Genomic DNA, 23,360 nt, shown 5'->3' on the forward strand with positions numbered 1-23,360 from the left:
CTGTGTGTCAATTTCAAGAATCGTCTTTAAATAGGCGAAAAACGTCTAAGAAACGTAATTTTTTTGCTGGACGGTTGCAGAAAAAACGGATTAAACAGGGAGTTTGAACTTTGGGAGCGAGCCTGCTCGCGAAGCGCTGGATCAGTCAACAAAGTCATTGGCAGGGCTGACGCCTTCGCGGGCAGGCTCGCTCCCACTTTTGAATACCTGTGGATAAAAATCAGGCAAAAAAAAGCGCCGCCATCCCGGCAGCGCTTTTACCAATCCCTGTTGTTCTTATCCTTCCATCACATCCCACAAGGCTTCCAGCTCGGCCTCGCTGAACAGGCCAGCGGGGTAACGCTCGATCATCATCCGGCGCGGATCAGGTTGTCTGATCTGACGCGTACCATTGGACTTCAACCAGTGCGCGACAAGCTGGAGCGATTCGCCGTTGACGGCCATGGGATGCACAGTCCGCTCGCTGATTACGTTCACTTCGGCGTTCATTTCAGCGCTCTCTCCCCGTTCGTGAGCGGCTACGTTATCCAAGGTTTGTGACAGAACTGTTGAAGTTCCCCTCCTTCCCTAGTGCATCAGGAGCAATACAAGAGCTATGCCAAGGCGACCCGAATGTCGACCGGCGGATACAAACAAGCCCGCGGTCCTGACGGGCCGCGGGCTTGCTTTGATGCTGAGCGAGCTAATCATTGCTTGGCTGATTTGTGAATCAACTCAAGCTGTTACGACTCAACTCACTCTTTGTGCGGCGCTGGCTGCTGTTGGGTAAGGCAGTGAATATTGCCGCCACCCAGTAACAGTTCGCGGCCCGGCACCATCACGACTTCGTGCTGCGGAAACAGCGTCTGCAGGATTTCCCTGGCCGGGGCGTCCTTCGGGTCGTCGAAGCTCGGCGCGATGATGCCACCGTTGACGATCAGAAAGTTCACGTAGGAACCGGCCAGACGCACGGAAGGATTGCGCTCCTGCGAACCGTCCACCGCATCGACGCCGGCGCACTCTTCTTCGGTCGCATAGAGCGGCCCCGGAATCGGCATTTTGTGCACCGTGAACGGGCGGCCCTTGGCGTCGGTGCTGCTTTGCAGCACTTTCATTGCGGCCTGGCAGCGCGGGTAGTTCGGATCCTGCGGATCATCGGTCCACGCCAGCAGCACTTCGCCCGGACGCACGTAGCAGCAGAAGTTATCCACATGGCCGTCGGTTTCATCGTTGAACAAGCCATCCGGCAACCAGATGATCTTGTCCACAGACAGATTGTCGCTGAGTACGGCTTCGATTTCTCCGCGGCTCAGGTGCGGGTTGCGATTGCGGTTGAGCAGGCATTCTTCGGTGGTGATCAGCGTGCCTTCGCCGTCGACATGAATCGAACCGCCTTCGAGCACGAAACCTTCGGTGCGGTAACGCGGGCTGCGCTCGATCTCGAGGATCTTGCCGCCGACCTGCGAATCACGGTTCCACGGTGCATACAGGCCGCCATCGAAACCGCCCCAGGCGTTGAAATCCCAGTTCACACCGCGCACTTCACCATGGTTATTGATAACAAAGGTCGGGCCGCTGTCACGAACCCAGGCGTCGTCGCTGGACATTTCCACCACGCGGATATTCGGCACATCGAGGCGCGCGCGGGCGTTTTCGTATTGGCCGGCGGAGACGGCAACGGTCACCGGCTCGAAGCGGGCGATGGCTTTGGCCACTGTGGCGTGCGCGGCCTGCGCCGGTTTGCCACCCAGACGCCAGTTGTCCGGGCGCTCGGGCCAGATCATCCAGGTCTGGGTTTGTGGCGCCCACTCGGCCGGCATGTAGAAGCCATCGGCGCGTGGGGTACTTTTCAATGTGGTCATCAGGACTCCAGGGAACCGTCGAGGGTTTTCAACGCGCCGTACAGATTCGGCCGGCGGTCGCGGAATGAACCCCACGCGCTGCGAATGTGTTCCAGCTCGTCGAGGTTGAACGTGTGCACAAGAATACCTTCTTCGGTTTTATTCAGCTCCTGCACTTTTTCGCCGAACTGGTTGGCGATGAATGAAGAGCCATAGAAGGTGATGTCGTAGCCGTCCTGTTCTTCGTTGCCGATGCGGTTGCTGGCGATCAGCGGCATCAGGTTGGCGCCGGCATGGCCCTGCTGCACCCGCTGCCAGTGATCGCGCGAAGAAATGGTCTTGTCGTGCGGCTCGCTGCCGATCGCGGTCGGATAAAAGAGAATTTCCGCGCCTTGCAAGGCCATGCTGCGCGCCGCTTCCGGGAACCACTGGTCCCAGCAGATGCCGACGCCGATTTTCGCATAACGGGTGTTCCATACCTTGAAGCCGGTGTCGCCCGGGTTGAAGTAATACTTTTCGTGATAGCCCGGGCCGTCGGGGATATGGCTTTTACGATAAATCCCGAGGTTGCTGCCGTCGGCGTCGATGATCGCGATGCTGTTGAAGCGTGCACGCCCTGCCAGTTCGTAGAAGCTGATCGGCAGCACCACTTGCAGCTCTTTGGCGATTTTCCGGAAATGCTTGATGGCCACGTTTTCTTCAACCGTCGTTGCCAGTTGCAGGTAATCCGGATTGGGCTTCTGGCAAAAGTACGGCGCCTCGAACAGTTCCTGGATGAGGATGATCTGCGCGCCTTTGGCGGCGGCTTCGCGGACCAGTCTTTCAGCGGTTTCGAGGTTGGCTTCCAGGTCCCACGAACAGGCCATCTGCGTGGCGGCGACGGTAACGATACGGCTCATGAATCATCTCCGGGCTAGTGCTTTGACGGTCGAAGAATTCGACCGAAAAGAAAACGCGCGCACCGGACAAAAGATCGCCATGCCGGAGCAATGGCAACTTTATAACCGATAAATATCGGCTTTAGAAGCTGTAAAGAAGAAATCTCTCTGTTTGAACGCCAATTAAATCGATACAAATCGGACTTCAGACCGAAAACAAATGTGGGAGCGAGCCCGCTCGCGAATGCGCTGTGTCAGTCACCGCATGTGGCGACTGATACACAGCTTTCGCGAGCAGGCTCGCTCCCACAGGGGATGTGCGTTGCTTAAATGCCTTCGGTAAGCACCCGATCCAGCATATCGACAAAGAAATCCACGCTTTGGCGCGACGTCACCATCGGTGGCTTGATCTTGAGAATGTTCAAATCGTCGCCGGTCGGCTGCATGAAGATCCCCAGCTCACGCAAGCGATCACACAGGAACGCAGTTTCGGCGGTCGCCGGCTCCAGCGTCTGCCGATTGCGGATCAGTTCCAGCCCGAGATAAAACCCGGAGCCGTGCACCGCGCCGACCAGCGGATGTTTATCGATCAACGCTTCCAGGCGCGCCTTGAAGTGGCCGCCGACGACCTGAGCGTTTTCCCAGAGCTTTTCTTCCTCCATCACATCGAGCACCGCCATGCCGATCTGGCAACTGACCGGACTGCCGCCCGCCGACGAGAAGAAATAGCCCTCAGCCTCCAGCGCCTCGGCGATTTCCCGGCGAGTGATCACCGCGCCAAGTGGCTGACCGTTACCCATGCCCTTGGCCATGGTGATGATGTCCGGCACCACGCCCTGCTCTTCGAAGCCCCAGAAAAAATGACCCATGCGCCCGTAACCGACCTGCACTTCGTCAGCGATGCATACTCCACCCTGCGCGCGGACTTTTTCATACACCTGCGGCAAATAACCCGGCGGTAAAGAAATACCCCCGGCATTACCGTAGACCGGCTCGCAGATGAAACCGGCCAGTTGCCGCTTTTGCTCGGCCAGTTTTTGCAGATGATGCTCGACGCTGCGCACGTAATCCGGCGCCGAATCGGCGCCACGGAATTCGCCGCGATACGTGTTCGGCGCCAGCACCGGGTGCACCCAGTCCGGGCGACTTTCCAGGGCCTTCGGGTTGTCGGCAATCGACGTCGATACCGCATCGGCGCCGATCGTCCAGCCGTGATACGCCTCGAGCACGCTGATCATGTCGCGCCCGCCGCTGTAGGCCCAGGCCAGACGAATCGCCAGGTCATTGGCCTCACTGCCGCTGTTGACCAGGAACACGCGATCCATGCCCTCCGGCGCCAGCTTCAGCAAGCGCTCGGAAAATTCGGCGACCGCCGCGTAGTTGAAGCGCGAATTGGTATTGAGCAACGACCACTGCCGCGCCGCGACCGCCGCCATCCGAGGGTGACCGTGGCCGAGCACGGCGACGTTATTGAGCATGTCCAGATACGAGCGGCCCTGCATATCAATCAGGTGATTGCGCCAGCCGCGTTCAATGCGCGGTGGGTCAACGTAATAGTGTTTTTGCGTGCGGGCGAAACTGGCATCGCGGCGTTCGATCAGGGTTTTCGCGTCCAGCTCAGGCTCGGCGTCGCAGGCCAGCCCGAGCAGCATCGCCGGTGACGGGCACAACGCCTGCCACGCCGATGCACGGGACGGCGTGCAGAACAGCGGCGCGTCGAGCTCTGCTTCTCGGCACAACTGCACAATCAGCGGCCCAGTGACTTCACCGAGTTTCTGGCCTCTATCCACTGCCACCCCATGTTCAAGAACAGGCGTCACGCCCCACAGGCGAACGCTGAACTGTGGGCCATCGAGTTGCAGCGCACCGTTTGCCGCTTGCTTCAGCACGCCGGCGAACGGTGCTTGAACTTCGGTTCCGGTCGGCACACGCAATTCGACATGCAACGGGAACGTGTCCGGCTCAGTCGCGCTGTCTGGCCGAGTACGTGACAAGCGGTACTGACCATAACGCGTCGCCGCCAGCCCGTGCACCGCTTCGGCCTCTGTCAGCAAGCGCTGATCAATGCCCGGCTGCTCCCAATTGCCCGCTTCGAAATGCGGGCTCAACACGCCCAGATCGATGAGCGCGAATTCGCGCCCGACCAATCCGGGCAGCAATGGCGCAAATTCCGGGTTTTCGACCTTCGGCACGGTCTGGCCCACGGCGGTGAGAATCGCCGCTTCCATCAGCGCCTGTGGCACCGATGTCGCGACGTGAAAGATTTCCCACTCGTGACTGAGATTGTCGCGGCTATACGTATTGGTGGGGTCGATGCTCACCTGTTGCTCGCCACTGAGCACCAGCACCGCCGCCCGCGCCACGATCAATGGCCACAGCGCTTGCAGCTCAGCGTACTGCAACGGATTGACCGCGTGATAAGCCTTGACCGCCGGCAGGATGACAAACGGATCGCCATCGGCGTGATGCAGCAAAGCCGCACAGGTCACCGACAGATCGGTGATACGCCAGGTGCGCACCAGATCGCCGAAGTCGATCACACCCTGCAACTGCCAATGCCGCTGGGCATCACGCGCCCAGACGACGTTGTCATCGGTGATATCCATGTGAATCGCCTGCACCGGCAGTTTGTCCAGCAACGATTGCAAACGGCGCTCGGCCTGCTCGGCGGCAGCGCTGATCACCGCACCCTGCTGCGCGTCGGTGATTACCGGCAATAGATGACTGATCAAAGCGTTGGCGTGACGCGCGTCCCACTGCAAGGTGCGTTCAAGACCCGGGTGATCGAAACCTGCCAGGGCCAGATCCATCTCGCCACAGAGTCGGCCAAACCCGGCGACCACGTCTTTGCCAAGATGATCGAAATCGGTCAATGGTTGGCCGTCGATGTACTCCAGCAAGCGCACATGCACCGTTTCGCCATTGACTTGCAACGACAACAGATCGGCACCGTTATTGGCTGCGATGACGCGCGGCACCTTGATCGCCGAATGCTCGGCCAAGTATTTGAGCCCGGCGTGCTGGGCTTGCAACTCCACAAGAGCGTAGTCGCCACGACAGACTTTCAGCACGAAGCGTCCACGCTCGCTGTCGACGCGATAATTCAGATCCTGCTGGCTGCCCAGCGCCTGCAACGTGCCGCTGAACCCGTAATATTCGGCCAGCCATTGCAGCGCCTGCGCCTCTGAAACCTGCGGACCGGGCAAACTGGCGCGATGAATCAACGTGGCGAGCGGCATGAAACGACCCCTGAAATTTTATTAGGCGCTTATATCGCCATTGCCTTGGCGGTTACGCAACCCCTCAAGACGCTGGCCGGTGAAAGGAAAACGGCAAGATCATCGCGAAAGCCTCCCAGGCAAACTTTCCTACAAGACTTTCAGATTGTGTTTCAGCGCCGCGCTGTGCAATCTGCGCCCCGAATTCACAGCACGGATGCAAGCCCAAGTCATGTCCCATCGTCGCCTCGCCCTTACCGACAAAAAGGTTCGCAACATCCCTCGCCGCTTACGTGCATTGGCTTCTTGGGCCGCCGACTTCGAGGGATACTTTCCAGCCGACCTCACTCTCGAAGATAAATACTGGAACTGGAAAATTCCGATTCACATGGCGATGGTCGAAGGAAAACAGGCAACGACCGATCTGAAAAGGCAATGTGCCCAGCACTTGATCGACGCGGCGCAGCACCTACGCCTGGCTCGTCCTGAGCATGCGCTTGACTGCAGGGTGGTCGCAGCCATTTGTGTTCCCGGCATGTTTTCCAGCGAAATCTGTATCTATACGGATCTGGAATACCACCGCGGTCACATCCCTGCCTCCGACAGCGAATATGTCGAAACCGGCAAAAGCCTGGCTCAAGAATGGGGTCTTGTGTTGCCACAGGGCATGCGCGAACGAGGTTTGCGCTACGAGGTTGAAGGCTGGGATGGGCAGACTTATGAAGAGGAACACTGGTATTTTGGCGAGGTCGATTGACGCTCCGGCGTAGTCCGCACTCGCGCCCCGCAGCGCTTTGCGCAAGAATGTCGCCCATTCAAACCTGTCTATGGAAATCCTCATGAATGTCATCACCACCGATCTGCCCGGTGTTCTGATCATCGAACCCAAGGTGTTCGGCGACGAGCGCGGTTTTTTCTACGAGAGTTTCAATGCCAAGGCGTTTCAGGACGCCACCGGTCTGGAAACGCAGTTTGTACAGGACAACCATTCGCGCTCGCAAAAAGGCGTGCTGCGTGGTCTGCATTACCAGTTGCAGAACACCCAGGGCAAACTGGTTCGTGTGACCGCGGGTGAAGTGCTCGATGTGGCGGTGGACATCCGTCGCAGCTCGCCGCATTTCGGCAAATCGGTGGCGGTGCGCCTGTCGGCGGAAAACCATCGTCAGCTATGGGTACCGGAAGGTTTCGCTCACGGTTTCGTGGTGCTGAGCGAGTTCGCCGAATTCCTCTACAAGACCACCAACTATTACGACCCGTCTTCCGAGCGCAGCATTCGCTGGGACGACCCGGCGCTGGGCATCGACTGGCAACTGGACGAAGCGCCGAAGCTGTCGGCCAAGGACCAGGCGGCTGCGCTGCTCAAGGACGCTGACGTCTTCGCCTGAGGCCAGGTCTGTACAAAAACTCGCCGAGCGGTGATCAGGCAAGGCAAAAACAGGCGAGGAAGCGGAGTCTAGGTCCCTAAATGAGCATTCCGAGCCTGTTTTTAACGCAGCATGATCGACGCACAGGCAGTTTTCGTACAGAGCAAAGGCATAATGCGCCTGTCACCTCAGGCGTATCCGGCACATGAAACCACCGCTTCCCCGCAGACCCCGCTGGCGCAGCCTCGCGCTGTTGGCCCTGTGCCTGGCGCCGCTGCTGTGGCCGCTGGAGCACCTCGCCGAGCGCTATTACCGCAGCGAACTCGCCGGACAGAATCGCCAGACCCTCGACCTCTACGTCGCCAATCTGCTCGGCACCCTGCATCGCTATGAAGTGTTGCCGCAGATTCTCGGCGATCTGCCGGCCCTGCGCGCGGTGCTCGGTGCGCCGGACGACGGCGTGACCCAAGGCAACGCCAATCGCCTGCTGAAAAACATCGCCGCGCAGACCGGCGCTGAAGTCATGTACCTGATGGACACATCCGGCCAGACGCTGGCGGCGTCGAACTGGGACAAACGCGACAGCTTCGTCGGCCGCAACTTCGCTTTCCGCCCGTATTTCAGCGAAGCCATGGCCGGGCGCCTCGGACGCTTCTTCGGCCTCGGCACCACTTCGGCCAAACGCGGCTACTTCTTCGCCGCTGCTGTGCGCAACGGCGAGAAAATCATCGGAGTGCTGGTGATCAAGGTCGACCTCGACCACACCGAAAGCCTGTGGGGCAAAACCCCGGAACAATTGCTGGTGACCGACCATAACGGCGTGGTCATCCTGACGTCGCGCCCGGAATGGCGTTTCCGCTCCACTCGCGAGTTGAGCGATGCCGAGCGCGCCGCGATCACCGCGATCCAGCCCTACCCGACCCGTGAACCCCGGCCGCTGAACCTGAGCCCTGACGCCTGGCTGACGCAGACCCACGACATCGCCGAGACCGGCTGGAGCGTGAGCATCCTCGCCCCGCGCACGCTGATCGATCGTCCGGTGCGCACGGTGGTCGCGATCGGCGGCGCCACGCTGTTGGTGGTGATGCTGCTGGTGGGTTTGATGATGCAACGTCGCCGGCACTACCTGGAGCGCATCGCCTTTGAGGCCAAGGCGCGCCGCGAACTGGAAGGCCGGGTGGCTGAACGTACCAGCGATCTGGAGGGCCTCAACCGGCGTTTGAAGCAGGAAGTGCTCGAGCGTGAGCAGGCGCAGCAGGAGCTGGTGCGCGCCCAGGACGATCTGGTCCAGGCGGGCAAATTGTCGGCGCTGGGGACCATGTCGGCGAGCATCAGTCACGAACTCAATCAACCGCTGGCAGCGATTCGCAGTTATGCGGAAAACGCCGAAGTGCTGCTCGATCATCAGCGCACCGAGGACGCGCGCGGCAACCTCAAGCTGATCAGCGAACTGACCGGGCGCATGGCCTCGATCATCGCCCATCTGCGTGCCTTCGCTCGGCGCGATCGCCACGCACCGGAAAGCGTCGCCCTGCAACCGGCGCTGGACGATGCGCTGGCATTGCTGGCCAAACGTCGGCGCAGCATGGAAGTCGAATTGATCCGCGACTTGCCCGCCGCCACGCTGTGGGTGGAGGCAGGCGAAACCCGTTTGCGCCAAGTGCTGGGCAATCTGCTGGCCAACGCCCTCGATGCGCTCACCGAAAAAGGCCCGCCGCGCAAGTTGTGGCTGAGTGCCGAAGCCACCGCCGACGGCGTCAATCTGTACATTCGCGACAACGGCCCCGGGTTCTGCATGGAAGCCCTTGGCCGCGCCAGCGAGCCCTTTTACACCACCAAGACCCGCACCCAGGGTCTGGGCCTGGGGCTGGCGATTTGTGAAACGCTGATGCGCGCCTTTGGTGGCGAGCTGTCGTTCGCCAACCACAAGCAAGGCGGTGCCCTGATTACCCTGCGCCTGCGCGCCGGCGCGCCCGGAGTCAGCCTGCAACCGTCCGAGGATCGAAGTGCATGACCATCGACAATCGCATCCAGGTAGTGTTGATCGACGACGATCCGCACTTGCGCCAGGCCCTCGGCCAGACCCTGGACCTGGCCGGCCTGAAAATCCTGCCGCTGTCCGAAGCCAAAGGGCTGGCGGCACAGCTTGAGCGTGACTGGCCGGGGGTGGTGGTCAGCGACATCCGCATGCCGGGCATGGACGGCCTCGAACTGTTGAGCGAGTTGCATGCACAGGATCCCGAGTTGCCGGTGCTGCTGATCACCGGCCATGGCGACGTACCGCTGGCAGTGCAGGCGATGCGCGCCGGCGCTTACGATTTTCTGGAAAAACCCTTTGCCAGCGACGCGCTGCTCGACAGCGTCCGTCGCGCCCTCGCGCTACGGCGGCTGGTGCTGGACAACCGCAGCCTGCGTCTGGCCTTGAGCGACCGCAACGAATTGAGCGCACGACTGGTCGGCCATTCGACGCCGATGCTGCGTCTGCGTGAGCAGATCGGTGCGCTGGCGGCGACCAAGGCTGACGTGCTGATCCTCGGCGAAACCGGTGCCGGCAAAGAGGTGGTGGCCCGCGCGCTGCACGATTTGTCGAGCCGTCGCAACGGCCCGTTCGTGGCGATCAATGCCGGCGCGCTGGCGGAATCGGTGGTGGAAAGCGAGCTGTTCGGTCACGAGCCCGGTGCTTTCACCGGCGCGCAGAAACGCCGCATCGGCAAATTCGAATTCGCCAACGGCGGCACGCTGTTTCTCGACGAAATCGAAAGCATGAGCATGGACGTGCAAGTGAAGCTGCTGCGCATGCTGCAGGAGCGCGTCGTCGAACGCCTGGGCGGCAATCAGTTGATCCCGCTGGACATCCGCGTCATCGCCGCGACCAAGGAGGACCTGCGTCAGGCGGCGGATCAGGGTCGCTTCCGCGCCGACTTGTATTACCGCCTCAACGTCGCGCCGCTGCGCATCCCGCCGCTGCGCGAAAGGGGCGAAGACGCACTGGTGCTGTTCCAGCACTACGCCGATGAAGCCAGCGCCCGCCACGGCTTGCCGCCCCACGAGCTGCAACCGGCACACCGCGCCCTGCTGCTGCGCCACACCTGGCCGGGCAATGTGCGTGAACTGCAAAATGCCGCCGAACGCTTCGCCCTTGGGCTTGAGCTGGCACTGGACAACAGCGTTGATGGCAGCGGCGGCACGCCTGTGGAAGTGGTCAGCGGCGGCCTCAGCGAGCAAGTGGAAAACTTCGAGAAGTCGCTGATCGCCGCCGAGCTGGCGCGCTCGCACAGCTCGGTGCGCAGCCTCGCCGAAGCCTTGGGTATTCCGCGCAAGACCCTGCATGACAAGCTGCGCAAACACGGTCTGAATTTCGGCGACAGCAGCCACGGGGAAGACAACGAATGAGCAGCGAAAGCGAATACCTGCAAACGGTGCTGCATCACGACATTCCACTAACCGCCGAGATGGGCCTCAAAGTGCTTGAGTGGCGTGAGCAGCAATTGAGCCTGCACCTGCCACTTGCGCCCAACGTCAATCACAAGAGCACCATGTTTGGCGGCAGCCTCTACTGCGGCGCGGTGCTGGCCGGCTGGGGCTGGTTGCATCTACGTTTGCAGGAAGAAGGGATTACCGACGGACATATCGTCATTCAGGAAGGACAGATCAGCTATCCGCTGCCGGTAACGGGTGACGCCGTGGCGATCTGCCCGGCGCCGGATGCGGCAGTCTGGAAACGGTTCGTGGCGATGTATCGGCGATATGGGCGGGCGCGGCTGACGCTGGATACGCGGATCCTGAATGCGGGAAGCGAGGACGAGGCGGTGAGATTTACCGGGCAGTACGTTTTGCACCGTTGAAGATCAACAGCCCCTCACCCTAGCCCTCTCCCGAGGGAGAGGGAACCGATACGGGGATGCTACACATTTACGTCGACCTGAACTGCTTCGCCGAATCCACAATCGACTCGATTCTCCAGGACAATGCATAGCGCCAGACAACTCGGTCGGCTCCCTCTCCTGGGGGAGCGGGCTGGGTGAGGGGAATTGCGGATCAGGCAGTTAGCCTCGGGCCAACTCCAACAACCGCGCGCGCCACGCAGCCTTCGCCGGCAGCGCCAGAAAGAACTCGTTCAACAGCGATTCTCGCGGCGGATAACTGAACGCCTCGCCGCTCAGATCCAGCACCTCGCCCCCCGCGCCTTCCAGCACGCCCTGCGCTGCCGCCGTGTCCCACTGCGAAGTCGGCGCCAGTCGCGGATAGCAATCAGCAGCACCTTCGGCCAATAGACAGAACTTCAAGGAACTGCCGATATTGGCCAGTTGCAGCTCACCAAGACTGGCGCTCAACCCGGCCAGCAAACGCTCTTGCTCGGGACTTGAATGTCGGCGGCTGGCCACCACGGTAAACGCCTCGCCCGGCGCAGGCACATCGCGCACCTGAATCGCCGTCGGCGTACCGCCCTCGTCGCCACGCCAGGCTCCAAATCCGGCACCGCCGACGTAAAAACGACCGTTGGTCGGCATCGTCACCACGCCAAATACCACCCGGCCATTTTCGATCAGCGCGATGTTCACAGTGAATTCCTCGCTACCGCTGATGAACTCCTTGGTGCCGTCCAGCGGATCCACCAGCCACCAGCGCTGCCAACCGGTGCGCACGCTTTGCGGGATGTCGGCGTCCTCTTCCGAGAGCACCGGAATGCTCGGATCCAGCGCCGTCAGCCCGGCAACGATAAGGTGATGCGCAGCCAGATCGGCGGCCGTGACCGGCGAATCATCGGACTTGGCCGTGACCTCGACGCCTGCACGCCAGAACGGCAGAATCGCCTCGCCAGCCTGTAAAGCCAGCGCAACCACAGGTGCCATCAGCGGATGGGGAAAATTCATCGACGTCTCACTCATAGCTGAACACCCCGCGCTGGCTCAGCAGGTCGCGGGTCAGATACAGCGCCGCCAAGGCGCGGCCTTCGGAAAATTGCGGATTCTGCGCCAGCGCCGACAGTTCGCGCAGGTTGACCTTGTCGACCCGCATCGGCTCCGGCTCATCGCCTTCCAGCCGCTCTTCATACAGGTCGGTGGCCAGCACCACTTGGATTTTCTGGCTCATGTAACCGGGCGACAGCGACAGCTCGGTCAGATGCTCCAGTTGACGCGCGCCATAACCGGCCTCTTCCTTGAGCTCCCGCTCGGCCGCCGCCAGCACGTCCTCGCCCGGCTCGATCAGGCCTTTGGGCAGAGACAGTTCGTATTCGTCGGTGCCGCCGCAGTATTCCTCGATCAACACTGCGTGTTCGGCATCAAGCATCGCGACGATCATCACCGCGCCATAACCCGCGCCCTTGCCGACCAGACGCTCGTAAGTGCGCTCCACGCCATTGGAAAATCGCAGCTTGAGTTCTTCGACGCGAAACAGGCGACTGGTGGCGACGATCTCGCGGGCGAGTACGGTGGGTTTCTGGCGCATGCAAAGCTCCTTGGCGTGAACGCGCTACTATAACGCGGCTTTCCCGATTGTTTGCGTCGGATATCTTTTCACCGTTCGAGACGTTGCCATGCCTTCTTTACCGTGGTCCGACATCGATACCGTCCTGCTCGACATGGACGGCACGCTGCTGGATCTGCACTTCGACAACCATTTCTGGCTCGAGCACCTGCCCCAGCGCTACGCCGAGCTGCACGGCATCAGCCGGGCCATGGCCGAGCTGGAATTGCAGCCATTGTTCGAGCGCCACGCCGGCCAGTTACAGTGGTACTGCCTGGATTTCTGGAGCGCGGAACTGAAATTGTCGGTGCGTGAACTGAAACAGGAAACCGCCCACTTGATCGCCCTGCGCGCCGATGCCGATACCTTCCTCGATGCAATCAAACGCGCCGGCAAACGGGTGATCATGATCACCAATGCGCACCGCGATTCGCTGTCGTTGAAACTGGAACGGATCGAACTCGCACCATACTTCGAGCGGCTGATCAGCTCGCATGACTATGGTTATCCCAAGGAGAACCCGCAGTTCTGGGATGCCTTGCAGGCGGACATCGGTTTTGATCCGGCGCGCAGCCTGTTTATCGATGACACCTTGCCGATCTTGCGCAGTGCACGGGATTTTGGCGTGGCGCACTTGCTGGCGGTGAAAGAACCGGACAGCCGCAAAGGGCCGAAGGACACAGCGGAGTTTGCCGCAGTCGAAGACTACCGCGATCTCATTGCCGGGCTCTGATCCATGTAGGAGCTGCCGCAGGCTGCGATCTTTTGATTTGCTTTGTTTAAAGTCAAAGTCAAAAGATCGCAGCCTGCGGCAGCTCCTACATGGGCATCGCGTTATTTTGGAATGCGCAGCTTCTGCCCCGGATAAATCTTGTTCACATCCTTGAGCATCGGTTTGTTGGCTTCGAAAATCTTCTCGTACTGGTTGGCATTGCCATAGACGCGCAGGGAGATCGCACTGAGCGTGTCACCTGCCTTGACCTCGACAAACTCGGCAGCCACGACGACCGGTCCGGTAACAGTGATCTGATCATCCACGCTGCCTACTCCGGCAATGTTGCCCACCGCGAGCAGAATCTTTTCCTTCTCTTCCTGGCTCGCCACCTCACCGGTGACAGTTACCTTGTCGCCATCCACGGTCGCCTGCACGTTGGGATTGCCCAGCCCGACCTTGCTGATATGTTCCTTCAACTGCTCGCTGGCATTGGCGTTTCCGGGAGTCAACAGATCAAGCAGTTTCTCACCGGCTTCTTTGACAAAACTCAAAAGGCTCATCGCATTCACTCCATGTAATAAAGGGTCAGTCGTCCAAGCCTAGACCACCCTAGCCAAACCCGGTTCCGGTCCGACCAATGACGCTGCCGCGCCGCAGGCGGTAGAATCGCCACACCCCGCCAACCGCCCGGAGCGAAGATGGACATCAAGCAACTGAAATTCCTCATCGCCCTCGACGAAACCCGCCATTTCGGCCAGGCCGCCGCGCGCTGCCACATCACCCAGCCGACCCTGTCGATGCGCTTGCGCAGCCTCGAAGAAGAACTCGACCTGCCATTGGTCAATCGCGGCCAGCGCTTCGAAGGCTTCACCGCACCGGGCGAACGCGTGCTGGCGTGGGCGCGCACGGTGCTGGCGGCTTACGACGGCTTGCAGGCAGAAGCGGCGGCCTGTCGCGGCAACCTGATCGGTACGCTGCGCCTGGGCGTGGTGCCGCTGTCGAGCTTCGATCCGTTGCCGCTGATGCAACGTCTGCATGCGGCGCACCCGGACCTGCGCTTCGAACTGTCGTCGCTGAGCTCCGAGCAGGTGCTCGAACACTTGGCGAACAACCGCATCGACATTGGCGTGTCGTATCTGGAGCGCCTGGACAGCGAGCGCTTCGATTCGCTGGCCTTTAACGAGACGCGCATGGGCCTGCTCTATGACGAGCGCTCGTTCAACTTCGGCGAAGAACCCCTGAGCTGGGAATCGCTGATCGAACTGCCGCTGTGCATGCTCACCAGCGGCATGCACTTTCGCCAGTCCATCGACCACAACTTCCACAGCCGCGGCCTGACCCCGCAGCCGCTGCTGCAAACCGACGCCGTGCATCAACTGCTGCAAGCAGTACACGGCGGTTTTTGCTGCGCGATCATGCCGCTCGATGGCGGCGCGGAAACCCTTGCTGATCACCTGCGTCTGCAAACGATCGAAAATGCCCACACCCTCGCGCCGCTGGGCCTGATCATGCGCCGTGGCGCGCCGCGTTCAGCGCTGGCGGAAGCCTGTTTCGCGCTTTATCAGAAATCGTCAAAAGACGCTTGATCGACGGCATCTATCGGTAGATCGGTAATAGCGATTAGACGCGACAACTTGCCGCGCCTAGTCTTGACCTAGATCAAACCGTCGGTGATGCCATGAACGCCAAGCGCCCAGCCTGCGCGGCGCCAGCAATTGAAACGCCCGCGCCAGCCGCCAGCCAGACCTACAGCTACAGCGATTTACCCTTTGAGGCATCGGCCAGCACCGCGCTGGCCGAGGAAGTCGCGTTGGCGATCGCCTACAACGGCATCAGCCAGGCGGTGATGCTGGTGACCCCGACCGATCTGGAAGACTTCATTGTCGGCTTCAGCCTCGGCAGCGGCATCATCGAAGACGCCAGCGATATCTACGATCTGCAACTGACAGGCGCAGGCTCGGCGCAATACGCGCAAGTGACCATCGCCAATCGCGCATTCTGGAACCTCAAACAGCAGCGTCGGCAGTTGGCCGGCACCAGTGGCTGCGGACTGTGCGGCGTCGAAGCCGTCGAACAGGCGCTGCCTGAGCTCAAAGTGTTGCCGGGCGCAGCCTTGCCACCGATCGAATGGCTCGACGGTTTGCGCCAGCGCATCGGCGCCTTCCAGCCGCTCGGCCAGCATTGCGGCGCGGTGCATGCTGCGGTGTTCATGAATGCCAGCGGTGAATTGCTGCTCGGTCGTGAAGACATCGGCCGCCATAACGCCCTCGACAAGCTGATCGGCGGGTTGATCCGCCAGAAGATTTCTACCGAAGGCGGCCTGGCGATTGTCACCAGCCGTTGCAGCCTCGAATTGATCCAGAAAGTCTTGCGTGCCGGCATCCAGACCCTGGTCAGCCTGTCGGCACCCACCGGCCTGGCCGTGCAATGGGCCCGGCGCCACAACCTCAATCTCATCCACCTGCCGCAGAAAAGTGCGCCGCGGGTGTACAGCCCCGCGATGGAGAATCAAGCGTGAGCCAACATCATCAAGCCGACCAGAAACCTGTCCCGCGCTACAAGCCTTACAAAGGTGCCGCTGGCGGCTGGGGCGCCCTGATCAGTGTGGCCCAGGCGTGGCTGACCAGCGACAACGCCCTGAAAAACCTGCGCATGATGCTCAAGACCAACCAGAACGGCGGTTTCGACTGCCCGGGTTGCGCCTGGGGTGATTCGCCGGAAAGCGGCATGGTCAAGTTTTGCGAGAACGGCGCCAAAGCGGTGAACTGGGAAGCAACCAAGCGTCGCGTCGATGCGAAGTTCTTCGCCAAGCACAGCGTCACTTCCCTGCTGGAACAAAGCGATTACTGGCTGGAATATCAGGGTCGCCTGACCGAGCCGATGGTCTACGACGCCGAGTCCGATCGCTACAAGCCGATCAGTTGGGAAGATGCCTTCGCTCTGATCGGCAAGCACCTGCGCAATCTGCCAAGCCCGGATCAGGCCGAGTTCTACACCTCGGGTCGCGCCAGCAACGAAGCGGCGTATCTGTATCAGCTGTTCGTGCGGGCTTACGGCACCAACAATTTCCCTGACTGCTCGAACATGTGCCACGAGGCCAGCGGCGTGGCGTTGGCGCAGAGTGTCGGGGTCGGCAAAGGCACGGTGACCTTCGACGACTTCGAACACGCCGACGCGATTTTCGTCTGGGGCCAGAACCCCGGCACCAACCATCCGCGCATGCTCGAACCGTTGCGTGAAGCGGTGAAACGCGGCGCTCAGGTGGTGTGCATCAATCCGCTGAAAGAGCGCGGTCTGGAGCGTTTCCAGCATCCCCAGCACCCGATCGAAATGCTCACCAACGGCGACAAGCCGACCAACACCGCGTACTTCCGCCCGGCACTCGGCGGCGACATGGCGGTGCTGCGCGGCATGGCCAAGTTCCTCCTGCAATGGGAACGCGATGCGCAGAAGGCAGGCGAGCCGGCGGTGTTCGACCATGATTTCCTCAATGCCCACAGCGCCAACGTGCTGGAGTACCTCGCCACTGTCGACGACACCTCGTGGGAACAGATCGTCGAGCAATCGGGGCTGACCCTGGTCGAGATCGAGCAAGCCGCGCGCATGTACGCCAAAGGCAAGAACGTGATCATGTGCTGGGCCATGGGCATCACCCAGCATCGTCATTCGGTGCCGACCATTCAGGAAATCGCCAACCTGATGCTGCTGCGCGGCAATATCGGCAAACCTGGCGCCGGTCTGTGCCCGGTGCGTGGTCACAGCAACGTGCAGGGCGACCGCACCATGGGCATCAACGAGCGTCCACCGGTGGCGTTCCTCGACTCGCTGGAGCGTCGCTTCCAGTTCAAGGTGCCGCGCCACAATGGCCACAACGTGGTCGAGGCGATTCATGCGATGGCCGAAGGTCGCGCCAAGGTGTTCATCGGCTTGGGCGGCAACTTTGCCCAGGCCACGCCGGACAGCTCGCGCACCTTCGAAGCGCTGCGCAATTGTGACCTGACCGTGCAGATCAGCACCAAGCTCAACCGCAGCCACCTCGCTCACGGCAAAGACGCGTTGATCCTGCCGTGCCTGGGCCGCACCGACATCGACATCCAGACCGAAGGCCCGCAAGCGGTGACCGTGGAAGACTCGTTCAGCATGGTCCACGCGTCCAACGGCCAGTTGCAGCCGCTGTCGAACCAGATGCGCTCGGAGCCGTCGATCATCGCCGGCATCGCTGCCGCGACGTTGGGTAGCCAACCGGTGGACTGGAACTGGCTGGTAGCCGATTACGGGCGCATTCGCGAACTGATCGCCGACACCATCCCGAGTTTCAAAGACTTCAACGACAAGATCAAAAACCCGGGCGGCTTCTATCTGGGCAACTCGGCTGGCGCCCGCAAGTGGAACACGCCGTCAGGCCGCGCCAACTTCCGCGCCAATCAGTTGCCGAAAGATCTGGTCCACGAACGCACCCGCGCCACCGGCCAGGTGCCGGATCTGATCCTGCAATCGATGCGCTCCCACGATCAGTACAACACGACGATCTATGGTCTCGACGACCGCTACCGTGGCGTGAAGGGCCAGCGTGACGTGCTGTTCGCCAACGAGGCCGACATCATTCGCCTGGGCTTCCGTCCGGGACAGAAGGCCGACATCGTGTCGATCTGGGACGATGGTCGCGAGCGCCGGGTGAAAGGTTTTACATTGTTGGCGTTCGATATTCCTGCGGGGCAGGCGGCGGCGTACTATCCGGAGGTCAATCCGCTGGTGCCGCTGGAAAGTACGGGGGATGGCAGCCACACGCCGACGTCGAAGTTCATTGCGATCCGGCTGGAAGCGGCGAGTGAGACTGGGTTGATCATGGCTAAATCCGCTTAACCGCGGAGCCAGATCCGGCCCCTTCGCGAGCAGGCTCGCTCCCACAGTTGGAATGCATTTCAAATGTGGGAGCGAGCCTGCTCGCGAAAGCCATCGATCTTTCAACAGATCTGCCGTGGCAAAGATTTTCGACCGCTCACAAAAAAGGCCGTTTCTGCATGAAAACGGCCTGTCCGAAGTAGCTAAAGACCGGCGAAAATCGGTTAAGTTCCGGTGAAAAAACAGTAACTTGCATTATTGTATACAAGTCGTGTTATTCGTCGGATTTTGATTGTCACGCCCATTGCAGAGCCTCAGGATCGGCGCCGTCATCCCTTTGAGGCTCATCCTCTATGAAGTTCTCCTCGATTCTCTTGTTGTCCCTTGGCCTGGTCAGTGGCTTCGCTTCTGCCGGAGGCACCACCGAAGCAGGTGTGGGCGGCGCATTGGGCGGGGTTCTTGGCTCGGTCGTCGGTCAATCGTTAGGCGGCAATACAGGTTCCACCATCGGCGCAGCCCTGGGCGGCGCGGGTGGTAGTGCGGTCGGCGCAGACAAGCGCAGCCGTGGCGAAGCAGCCATTGGTGGTGCACTGGGTGCAGCCGGCGGTAACGTCGTCGGCCGCAGTCTCGGCGGCACCACCGGCAGCCTGATCGGCTCCGCCGCTGGTGGCGGTGCAGGTGGCGCGCTGGGTAACTATATGGGCAACAAGAGCGACGATGATGATCGTCGCTACGACCGTCGCCATGATGACGGTCGCTACTACCGCGACCGTGGTCATCCAGGTCGCGGCCATGCCTACGGCCACCGCAAGCATCACAAGTACTATCGCCACCACTAAGGCGAAGGCTTGAACAAAAAATCGCAGCTTTTTAGCTGCGATTTTTTTTGCGCGTCTAGACCACCAGCCGCTCCAGCGCCCCACGCAAACCTGCCGGAATCGGCACCGGCTGATTGCTCGCCCGATCGACGAACACATGCACGAACCGCCCCGCCGCACACGCCTCGCTTTCGCCAACCTTGAACACAGCCAGTTCGTATTGCACCGAACTGTTGCCCAGCTTGCCGACCCGCAGTCCGATCTCGATCAGATCGGGAAAAGCGATCGAGGCAAAGTAATCGCAGGCGGAACTGACCACGAATCCCACCACTTCGCCGTCATGAATATCCAGGCCACCGACCTGAATCAGATAAGTGTTCACCGCCGTATCGAAGAAGCTGTAGTAGGTAACGTTGTTGACGTGACCGTAGGCGTCGTTGTCGTGCCAGCGTGTGGTGATGGGCTGGAAGTGGGGGTAGTCGATGCGCTGAGGGGTGGACATGGTTGTGCTGGTTCTCTTGTTTTTCAGTGAGGGCGCTTGCCCTCACCCTAGCCCTCTCCCAGAGGTAGAGGGGACTGACCGATGTGTTCTCTCGAAATACACCGACCTGAACTGTCGAGTCGAGCTCACATTCGAAAATCACGAAGATCGGCTCCCTTTCCCCCTCTCCCCTTGGGGGAGAGGGCTGGGGTGAGGGGATAGATTTTCGCCGTAACACTATGCGTGAGCAAACCCCTTGCCCTGCGCCGCCAGTTCGCCAATCAGCCGCGCCGGCTTCCACTGATCGCCCTGGCGCGTCTCCAGTGCCAGCAAGCGCTGATGAATATCCGCCAGCCCTTGCTGATCCGCCCAGGCCATCGGTCCACCCTTATCCGCTGCAAAACCATAGCCGTTCAAGTACACCAGATCGATGTCATGGGCCGAGCCGGCAATGCCTTCCTGCAGAATCTTCGCGCCTTCGTTGATCAGCGCCAGCAAACAGCGCTCAAGGATTTCTTCAGGACCGATGTCGCGACGCTGGAAACCCAGCTCTTCGCTGACCCGCAGCACCAGTGCATCCACTTCGGGATCATGCTCGGCCTGGCGACTGCCCGGCTCATAGTGGTAGTAGCCGTTGCCGGACTTCTGCCCGAACCGACCCATCTCACACAGGCGGTTATCCACCTGAACCTCGGGCGCATCCTGCCCCTTGCCAGCTAGCTGCCGAGCACGCCATTCCAGATCGATGCCGACCACGTCGTACATGCGAAACGGCCCCATGGCGAAGCCGAAACCTTGCAGCGAGGCATCCACCTGCTGTGGATAAGCACCTTCGAGGAGCATCTTGCGCGCTTCGAGTACATACGGATGCAGCATGCGGTTGCCGATAAAACCGTGGCAGTTGCCCGACACTACGCTGACCTTGCCCATGCGCTTGCCGAGTGCCAGCGCGGCCTCCAGCGCCGCTGGCGAGGTCTGCGCACCGCGAACGATTTCCAGCAGTTTCATGATGTGCGCCGGGCTGAAGAAGTGCAGACCCAGCACCTGTGCCGGGCGCCGGGTCGCAGCTGCGATGGCGTCGATGTCCAGCGCCGAGGTGTTGCTCGCCAGCAGGGCCTCAGGCTTGAGCAGGCCATCCAGCTCGCGAAAAATCTTCTGCTTCAGTTCGAGGTTCTCGTACACCGCTTCGATCATCAGATCGACGTTGCGAATCGCCGCGTAATCCGCCGCCGCAGATATACGAGCAATTCGCGCATCCGCCTCGGCCTGATCAATGCGGCCCTGGCGCACGTTGTGTGCATAAGTTTCGGCGACCGTAGTCAGCGCCTGCTCAAGCATCTGTGGATTGTTATCCACCCATTGCACGTTCACCCCGGCATTGGCCAGGCACATGACGATGCCACGGCCCATGGTGCCCGCGCCGATCACGGCAGCCTGCTGAATCTCGAAGCTTGTCTGGCTCATGTTGTTCTCTTGTGAGTTGCCCGAAGACAGATTCCAACCTTAGTCAGGCCAAGACGCTTTTTGAAGTTTATTAGCGTGATGATCGACATTCAGCGGATGGATGCAGCGCCCACAGACTCTCTGCTCAATCGAGCAAGTGACTGTCCGCCCACTCGCGGACCTCTGCGTAGGGATACTCTTCCAACGCAGCAAAACCCGGTATCGCCCGCGCCTTGAGTTTGGTGAACAACGGCACGCTGATTCCGCAGAGGAACCGCGTCAGGCGCTCGGCCGTCGGAAGCATGCCTGTGTGCTGCTCATGCCTGTGGATAAGTTCACCGCACAATTGCGCGAAGTTTTTATCCACAAGCGGCGGCAACGCTGGCGGCTCAGGCAACCGCGCAACCCGGCCGTGACATACCGAACAATGGCCGCAATGTTCAGGGGCATTGTGATCACCGAAATACTCGGCCAGGCGATAACCCAGACAGCGTTCGGTGGCGAACACCTCAAGCATGGCGTGAATCCGCGCCACCTCAGTCCGTTCATGGCGAGTGAAATACTCGTGGAGCTCAGCGCTCAGGGCGTCGCTGGCAAAATCACTTTGCAGCAGGCTGTAAACCTCGGTCATTTGCTTGCTTTCAAGCTCGACCCAGCCTTTTTCCTGGAAGTAATCAAGCGCTGTCACTACGCGATTGCGCTCGGCGGAATACTGCGAATACATCGCCTCGAAATCTACTGTGGCCCAGGTGCGTGCTCGCGTGGACGTTCTGATGATCGCCGCAACGAAATCCCTGCGCTCGCCTTCGAAGCGCTGGAGCAATGCTTCAGGCTCAAGCAGATATTTGAAGCGGTATTCCGCGTAATAAGCGTAGCGCGGCGCGATCAGGCCCCGCAGTTCCAGCTGCACCAGCAAAGTCTTCAACGGCAACGAGCGAATGTTGCTCTGATCCGCCAATGGCCCGAGCAAAAACTCCCATTGTCCGTCCGGCACTGAGGCTTTGAGCTCTTCGAGCACATAATGAATCCCGTCGCGTTCGGGCGTATCACCGTAGACGAAGTTTTCCAGCACATTGAGGCTGTCGCGATTGGCCAATACCAGGCAGTCCGAGGGTTGTCCGTCGCGTCCGGCACGGCCGATTTCCTGACTGTAGTTTTCGATGGATTTGGGCAGATCGAAATGCACCACGTTGCGGATGTCGCTCTTGTCGATGCCCATCCCGAAGGCAATGGTGGCGACAATGCAGTTGGACTGCCCGGCCATGAAGCGGCGTTGAATGTCTTCACGCTGATCGTGGGGCAAACCCGCGTGGTATGCCTCGGCCTGGATTCCGTTGCGTTGAAGATGCTCGGCGATATGCTCGGCGGTCTTCTGCAACGTCACGTAGACAATGCTCGGCTGCCCAGGACGCTCGGCCATCCATTCGACCAGACGCCGGCGTTTGTCCTGACCGGGTACAGGCTCGACCAGCAGGTTGAGGTTAGGCCGGTAAAATCCGGTGGTCACCACATCTGCCGGGGCGATGGCGAATTTGGCCTGCATGTCGGCTATGACTTTTGGTGTCGCCGTGGCGGTGAGCAGCAAGGCCTGCGGGATGTTGAACTGACGTTGGTAGTCCGGCAGTTTCAGGTAGTCCGGCCGAAAGTTGTGGCCCCATTCGGAAATGCAGTGCGCCTCGTCGACTACCAGCAAGGAGATCGGCACCTGCTGCAGAAAATTGCGGAAGCGCTCATTTTTCAGGCGTTCGACGGAGATCATCAGAATCTTCAATTCCCCTGAACGCGCACGGGCCATGACGTCGTTGGCATCCTCGCGGCTCTGCGCCGAATCGATACTGCCCGCCGAAATGCCGTGGCGCTTGAGGAAGGCCAATTGATCCTGCATCAACGCCAGCAACGGCGAAACCACCAATGTCAGGTGTGGCAGTAAAAGCGCCGGTAGCTGATAGCAAAGCGATTTGCCGGAGCCGGTGGGAAAGATTGCCGCCGCGGAGCGCCCCGCCAGCACCGCGCTGACAGCGGCCTCCTGACCGGGGCGAAACTGTGGATAACCAAAAACCTGTTCCAGGGTGTGGTGCATTTACTGTCACTCCTTTGACTGCTGCCATGCCCAAAGCCTAGCGGGCGATTGCAGCGAGTCGAGAAAAGGTCGGGGTTGAATCGATACTGAATGATACATGGGAAGCGAAAACCAAGCGTGTAACAATCGAAGCGTCTCGACAAACTTTCGAAAAACCAAGCTACATATATATAACAAACTTAAAAATTACAAACGCAGACACAACAGCACCCTTTATTTATGAAAACACTTC

Annotated in this window: 20 protein-coding genes; 10 read left to right on the forward strand and 10 right to left on the reverse strand. The window is 60.4% G+C overall.

The window, feature by feature from the left end; translation table 11 throughout:
• Positions 1 to 276 precede the first annotated feature (276 nt).
• The 4 genes from D8U82_RS21980 to D8U82_RS21995 form a co-directional block, all read right to left on the reverse strand.
• Positions 277 to 489 carry a hypothetical protein gene (locus D8U82_RS21980; RefSeq protein WP_016772156.1) on the reverse strand — a complete coding sequence of 71 codons (213 nt, stop codon included), beginning with the start codon at positions 487 to 489 and terminating at the stop codon, positions 277 to 279.
• Between the two features lie 245 nt (positions 490 to 734).
• Positions 735 to 1,841, reverse strand: coding sequence for an agmatine deiminase (gene aguA, locus D8U82_RS21985; protein ID WP_130902947.1), 1,107 nt, complete (start codon positions 1,839 to 1,841; stop codon positions 735 to 737).
• The gene (gene aguB, locus D8U82_RS21990) at positions 1,841 to 2,719 is read right to left on the reverse strand and encodes an N-carbamoylputrescine amidase (RefSeq protein WP_016772158.1); all 879 of its coding nucleotides are present in this window, start codon (positions 2,717 to 2,719) and stop codon (positions 1,841 to 1,843) included. The genes aguA and aguB overlap by 1 nt, the downstream gene beginning before the upstream one ends.
• A gap of 305 nt (positions 2,720 to 3,024) precedes the next feature.
• Entirely contained in the window at positions 3,025 to 5,937 is a 2,913-nt protein-coding gene (locus tag D8U82_RS21995) for an aminotransferase (RefSeq protein WP_130902948.1), read from the reverse strand.
• A gap of 79 nt (positions 5,938 to 6,016) precedes the next feature.
• Here D8U82_RS21995 and D8U82_RS22000 point away from each other — a divergent pair, with 79 nt between their 5' ends.
• The 5 genes from D8U82_RS22000 to D8U82_RS22020 all read left to right on the forward strand — a co-directional run bounded on the left by D8U82_RS22000 (position 6,017) and on the right by D8U82_RS22020 (position 11,125).
• Entirely contained in the window at positions 6,017 to 6,673 is a 657-nt protein-coding gene (locus D8U82_RS22000; RefSeq protein WP_241668078.1) for a DUF3916 domain-containing protein, read from the forward strand.
• A gap of 82 nt (positions 6,674 to 6,755) precedes the next feature.
• Positions 6,756 to 7,301, forward strand: a complete 546-nt coding sequence (gene rfbC / locus D8U82_RS22005; RefSeq protein WP_016772161.1) for a dTDP-4-dehydrorhamnose 3,5-epimerase — start codon at positions 6,756 to 6,758, stop codon at positions 7,299 to 7,301.
• 184 nt (positions 7,302 to 7,485) lie between these two features.
• The gene (locus D8U82_RS22010; protein WP_130902949.1) at positions 7,486 to 9,294 is read left to right on the forward strand and encodes an ATP-binding protein; all 1,809 of its coding nucleotides are present in this window, start codon (positions 7,486 to 7,488) and stop codon (positions 9,292 to 9,294) included.
• Positions 9,291 to 10,673 (forward strand): sigma-54 dependent transcriptional regulator, encoded by a 1,383-nt coding sequence (locus D8U82_RS22015; RefSeq protein WP_130887615.1) that lies wholly within the window; start codon positions 9,291 to 9,293, stop codon positions 10,671 to 10,673. Before D8U82_RS22010 ends, D8U82_RS22015 begins: the two co-directional genes overlap by 4 nt.
• Positions 10,670 to 11,125 carry a YiiD C-terminal domain-containing protein gene (locus tag D8U82_RS22020; protein WP_130887614.1) on the forward strand — a complete coding sequence of 152 codons (456 nt, stop codon included), beginning with the start codon at positions 10,670 to 10,672 and terminating at the stop codon, positions 11,123 to 11,125. Before D8U82_RS22015 ends, D8U82_RS22020 begins: the two co-directional genes overlap by 4 nt.
• A 201-nt stretch (positions 11,126 to 11,326) precedes the next feature.
• On the opposite strand, the gene cysQ is transcribed toward D8U82_RS22020, so the two are convergent.
• Positions 11,327 to 12,154 (reverse strand): 3'(2'),5'-bisphosphate nucleotidase CysQ, encoded by an 828-nt coding sequence (gene cysQ, locus D8U82_RS22025; protein WP_125925887.1) that lies wholly within the window; start codon positions 12,152 to 12,154, stop codon positions 11,327 to 11,329.
• A gap of 7 nt (positions 12,155 to 12,161) precedes the next feature.
• Positions 12,162 to 12,731, reverse strand: a complete 570-nt coding sequence (gene nudE / locus D8U82_RS22030; protein ID WP_016772166.1) for an ADP compounds hydrolase NudE — start codon at positions 12,729 to 12,731, stop codon at positions 12,162 to 12,164.
• 88 nt (positions 12,732 to 12,819) lie between these two features.
• On the opposite strand from nudE, the gene yrfG reads away from it, so the two are divergent.
• Entirely contained in the window at positions 12,820 to 13,482 is a 663-nt protein-coding gene (gene yrfG / locus D8U82_RS22035; protein WP_071174081.1) for a GMP/IMP nucleotidase, read from the forward strand.
• A gap of 101 nt (positions 13,483 to 13,583) precedes the next feature.
• On the opposite strand, the gene lysM is transcribed toward yrfG, so the two are convergent.
• Positions 13,584 to 14,024 (reverse strand): peptidoglycan-binding protein LysM, encoded by a 441-nt coding sequence (lysM, locus tag D8U82_RS22040; protein ID WP_071174080.1) that lies wholly within the window; start codon positions 14,022 to 14,024, stop codon positions 13,584 to 13,586.
• Between the two features lie 138 nt (positions 14,025 to 14,162).
• Between lysM and D8U82_RS22045 the strand changes: the two genes are divergently transcribed.
• The 4 genes from D8U82_RS22045 to D8U82_RS22060 all read left to right on the forward strand — a co-directional run bounded on the left by D8U82_RS22045 (position 14,163) and on the right by D8U82_RS22060 (position 19,145).
• Positions 14,163 to 15,050 carry a LysR family transcriptional regulator gene (locus D8U82_RS22045; RefSeq protein WP_130902950.1) on the forward strand — a complete coding sequence of 296 codons (888 nt, stop codon included), beginning with the start codon at positions 14,163 to 14,165 and terminating at the stop codon, positions 15,048 to 15,050.
• A 92-nt stretch (positions 15,051 to 15,142) separates the two neighbouring features.
• On the forward strand, positions 15,143 to 15,982 hold the full coding sequence (gene fdhD / locus D8U82_RS22050; RefSeq protein ID WP_071174078.1) for a formate dehydrogenase accessory sulfurtransferase FdhD: 840 nt from the start codon (positions 15,143 to 15,145) through the stop codon (positions 15,980 to 15,982).
• Complete coding sequence (locus D8U82_RS22055; RefSeq protein ID WP_016772171.1) at positions 15,979 to 18,327, forward strand: FdhF/YdeP family oxidoreductase; 2,349 nt, start codon at positions 15,979 to 15,981, stop codon at positions 18,325 to 18,327. Before fdhD ends, D8U82_RS22055 begins: the two co-directional genes overlap by 4 nt.
• Positions 18,328 to 18,659: 332 nt before the next feature.
• Entirely contained in the window at positions 18,660 to 19,145 is a 486-nt protein-coding gene (locus tag D8U82_RS22060) for a glycine zipper domain-containing protein (protein WP_125925818.1), read from the forward strand.
• Positions 19,146 to 19,200: 55 nt separating this feature from the next.
• Here D8U82_RS22060 and D8U82_RS22065 read toward each other — a convergent pair whose 3' ends face one another.
• From D8U82_RS22065 to D8U82_RS22075, 3 genes are all read right to left on the reverse strand, one after another.
• Positions 19,201 to 19,626: a thioesterase family protein gene (locus tag D8U82_RS22065; RefSeq protein ID WP_016772173.1), complete on the reverse strand. Its 426-nt coding sequence runs from the start codon at positions 19,624 to 19,626 to the stop codon at positions 19,201 to 19,203.
• Between the two features lie 216 nt (positions 19,627 to 19,842).
• On the reverse strand, positions 19,843 to 21,069 hold the full coding sequence (locus D8U82_RS22070) for a 3-hydroxyacyl-CoA dehydrogenase (protein WP_130887612.1): 1,227 nt from the start codon (positions 21,067 to 21,069) through the stop codon (positions 19,843 to 19,845).
• A 124-nt stretch (positions 21,070 to 21,193) separates the two neighbouring features.
• Entirely contained in the window at positions 21,194 to 23,128 is a 1,935-nt protein-coding gene (locus D8U82_RS22075; protein WP_130902951.1) for an ATP-dependent DNA helicase RecQ, read from the reverse strand.
• Between the last annotated feature and the right edge of the window lie 232 nt (positions 23,129 to 23,360).

The organism is Pseudomonas sp. Sample_23 (genome assembly GCF_004307595.1).
In the GTDB taxonomy this organism is placed as follows: domain Bacteria; phylum Pseudomonadota; class Gammaproteobacteria; order Pseudomonadales; family Pseudomonadaceae; genus Aquipseudomonas; species Aquipseudomonas atacamensis.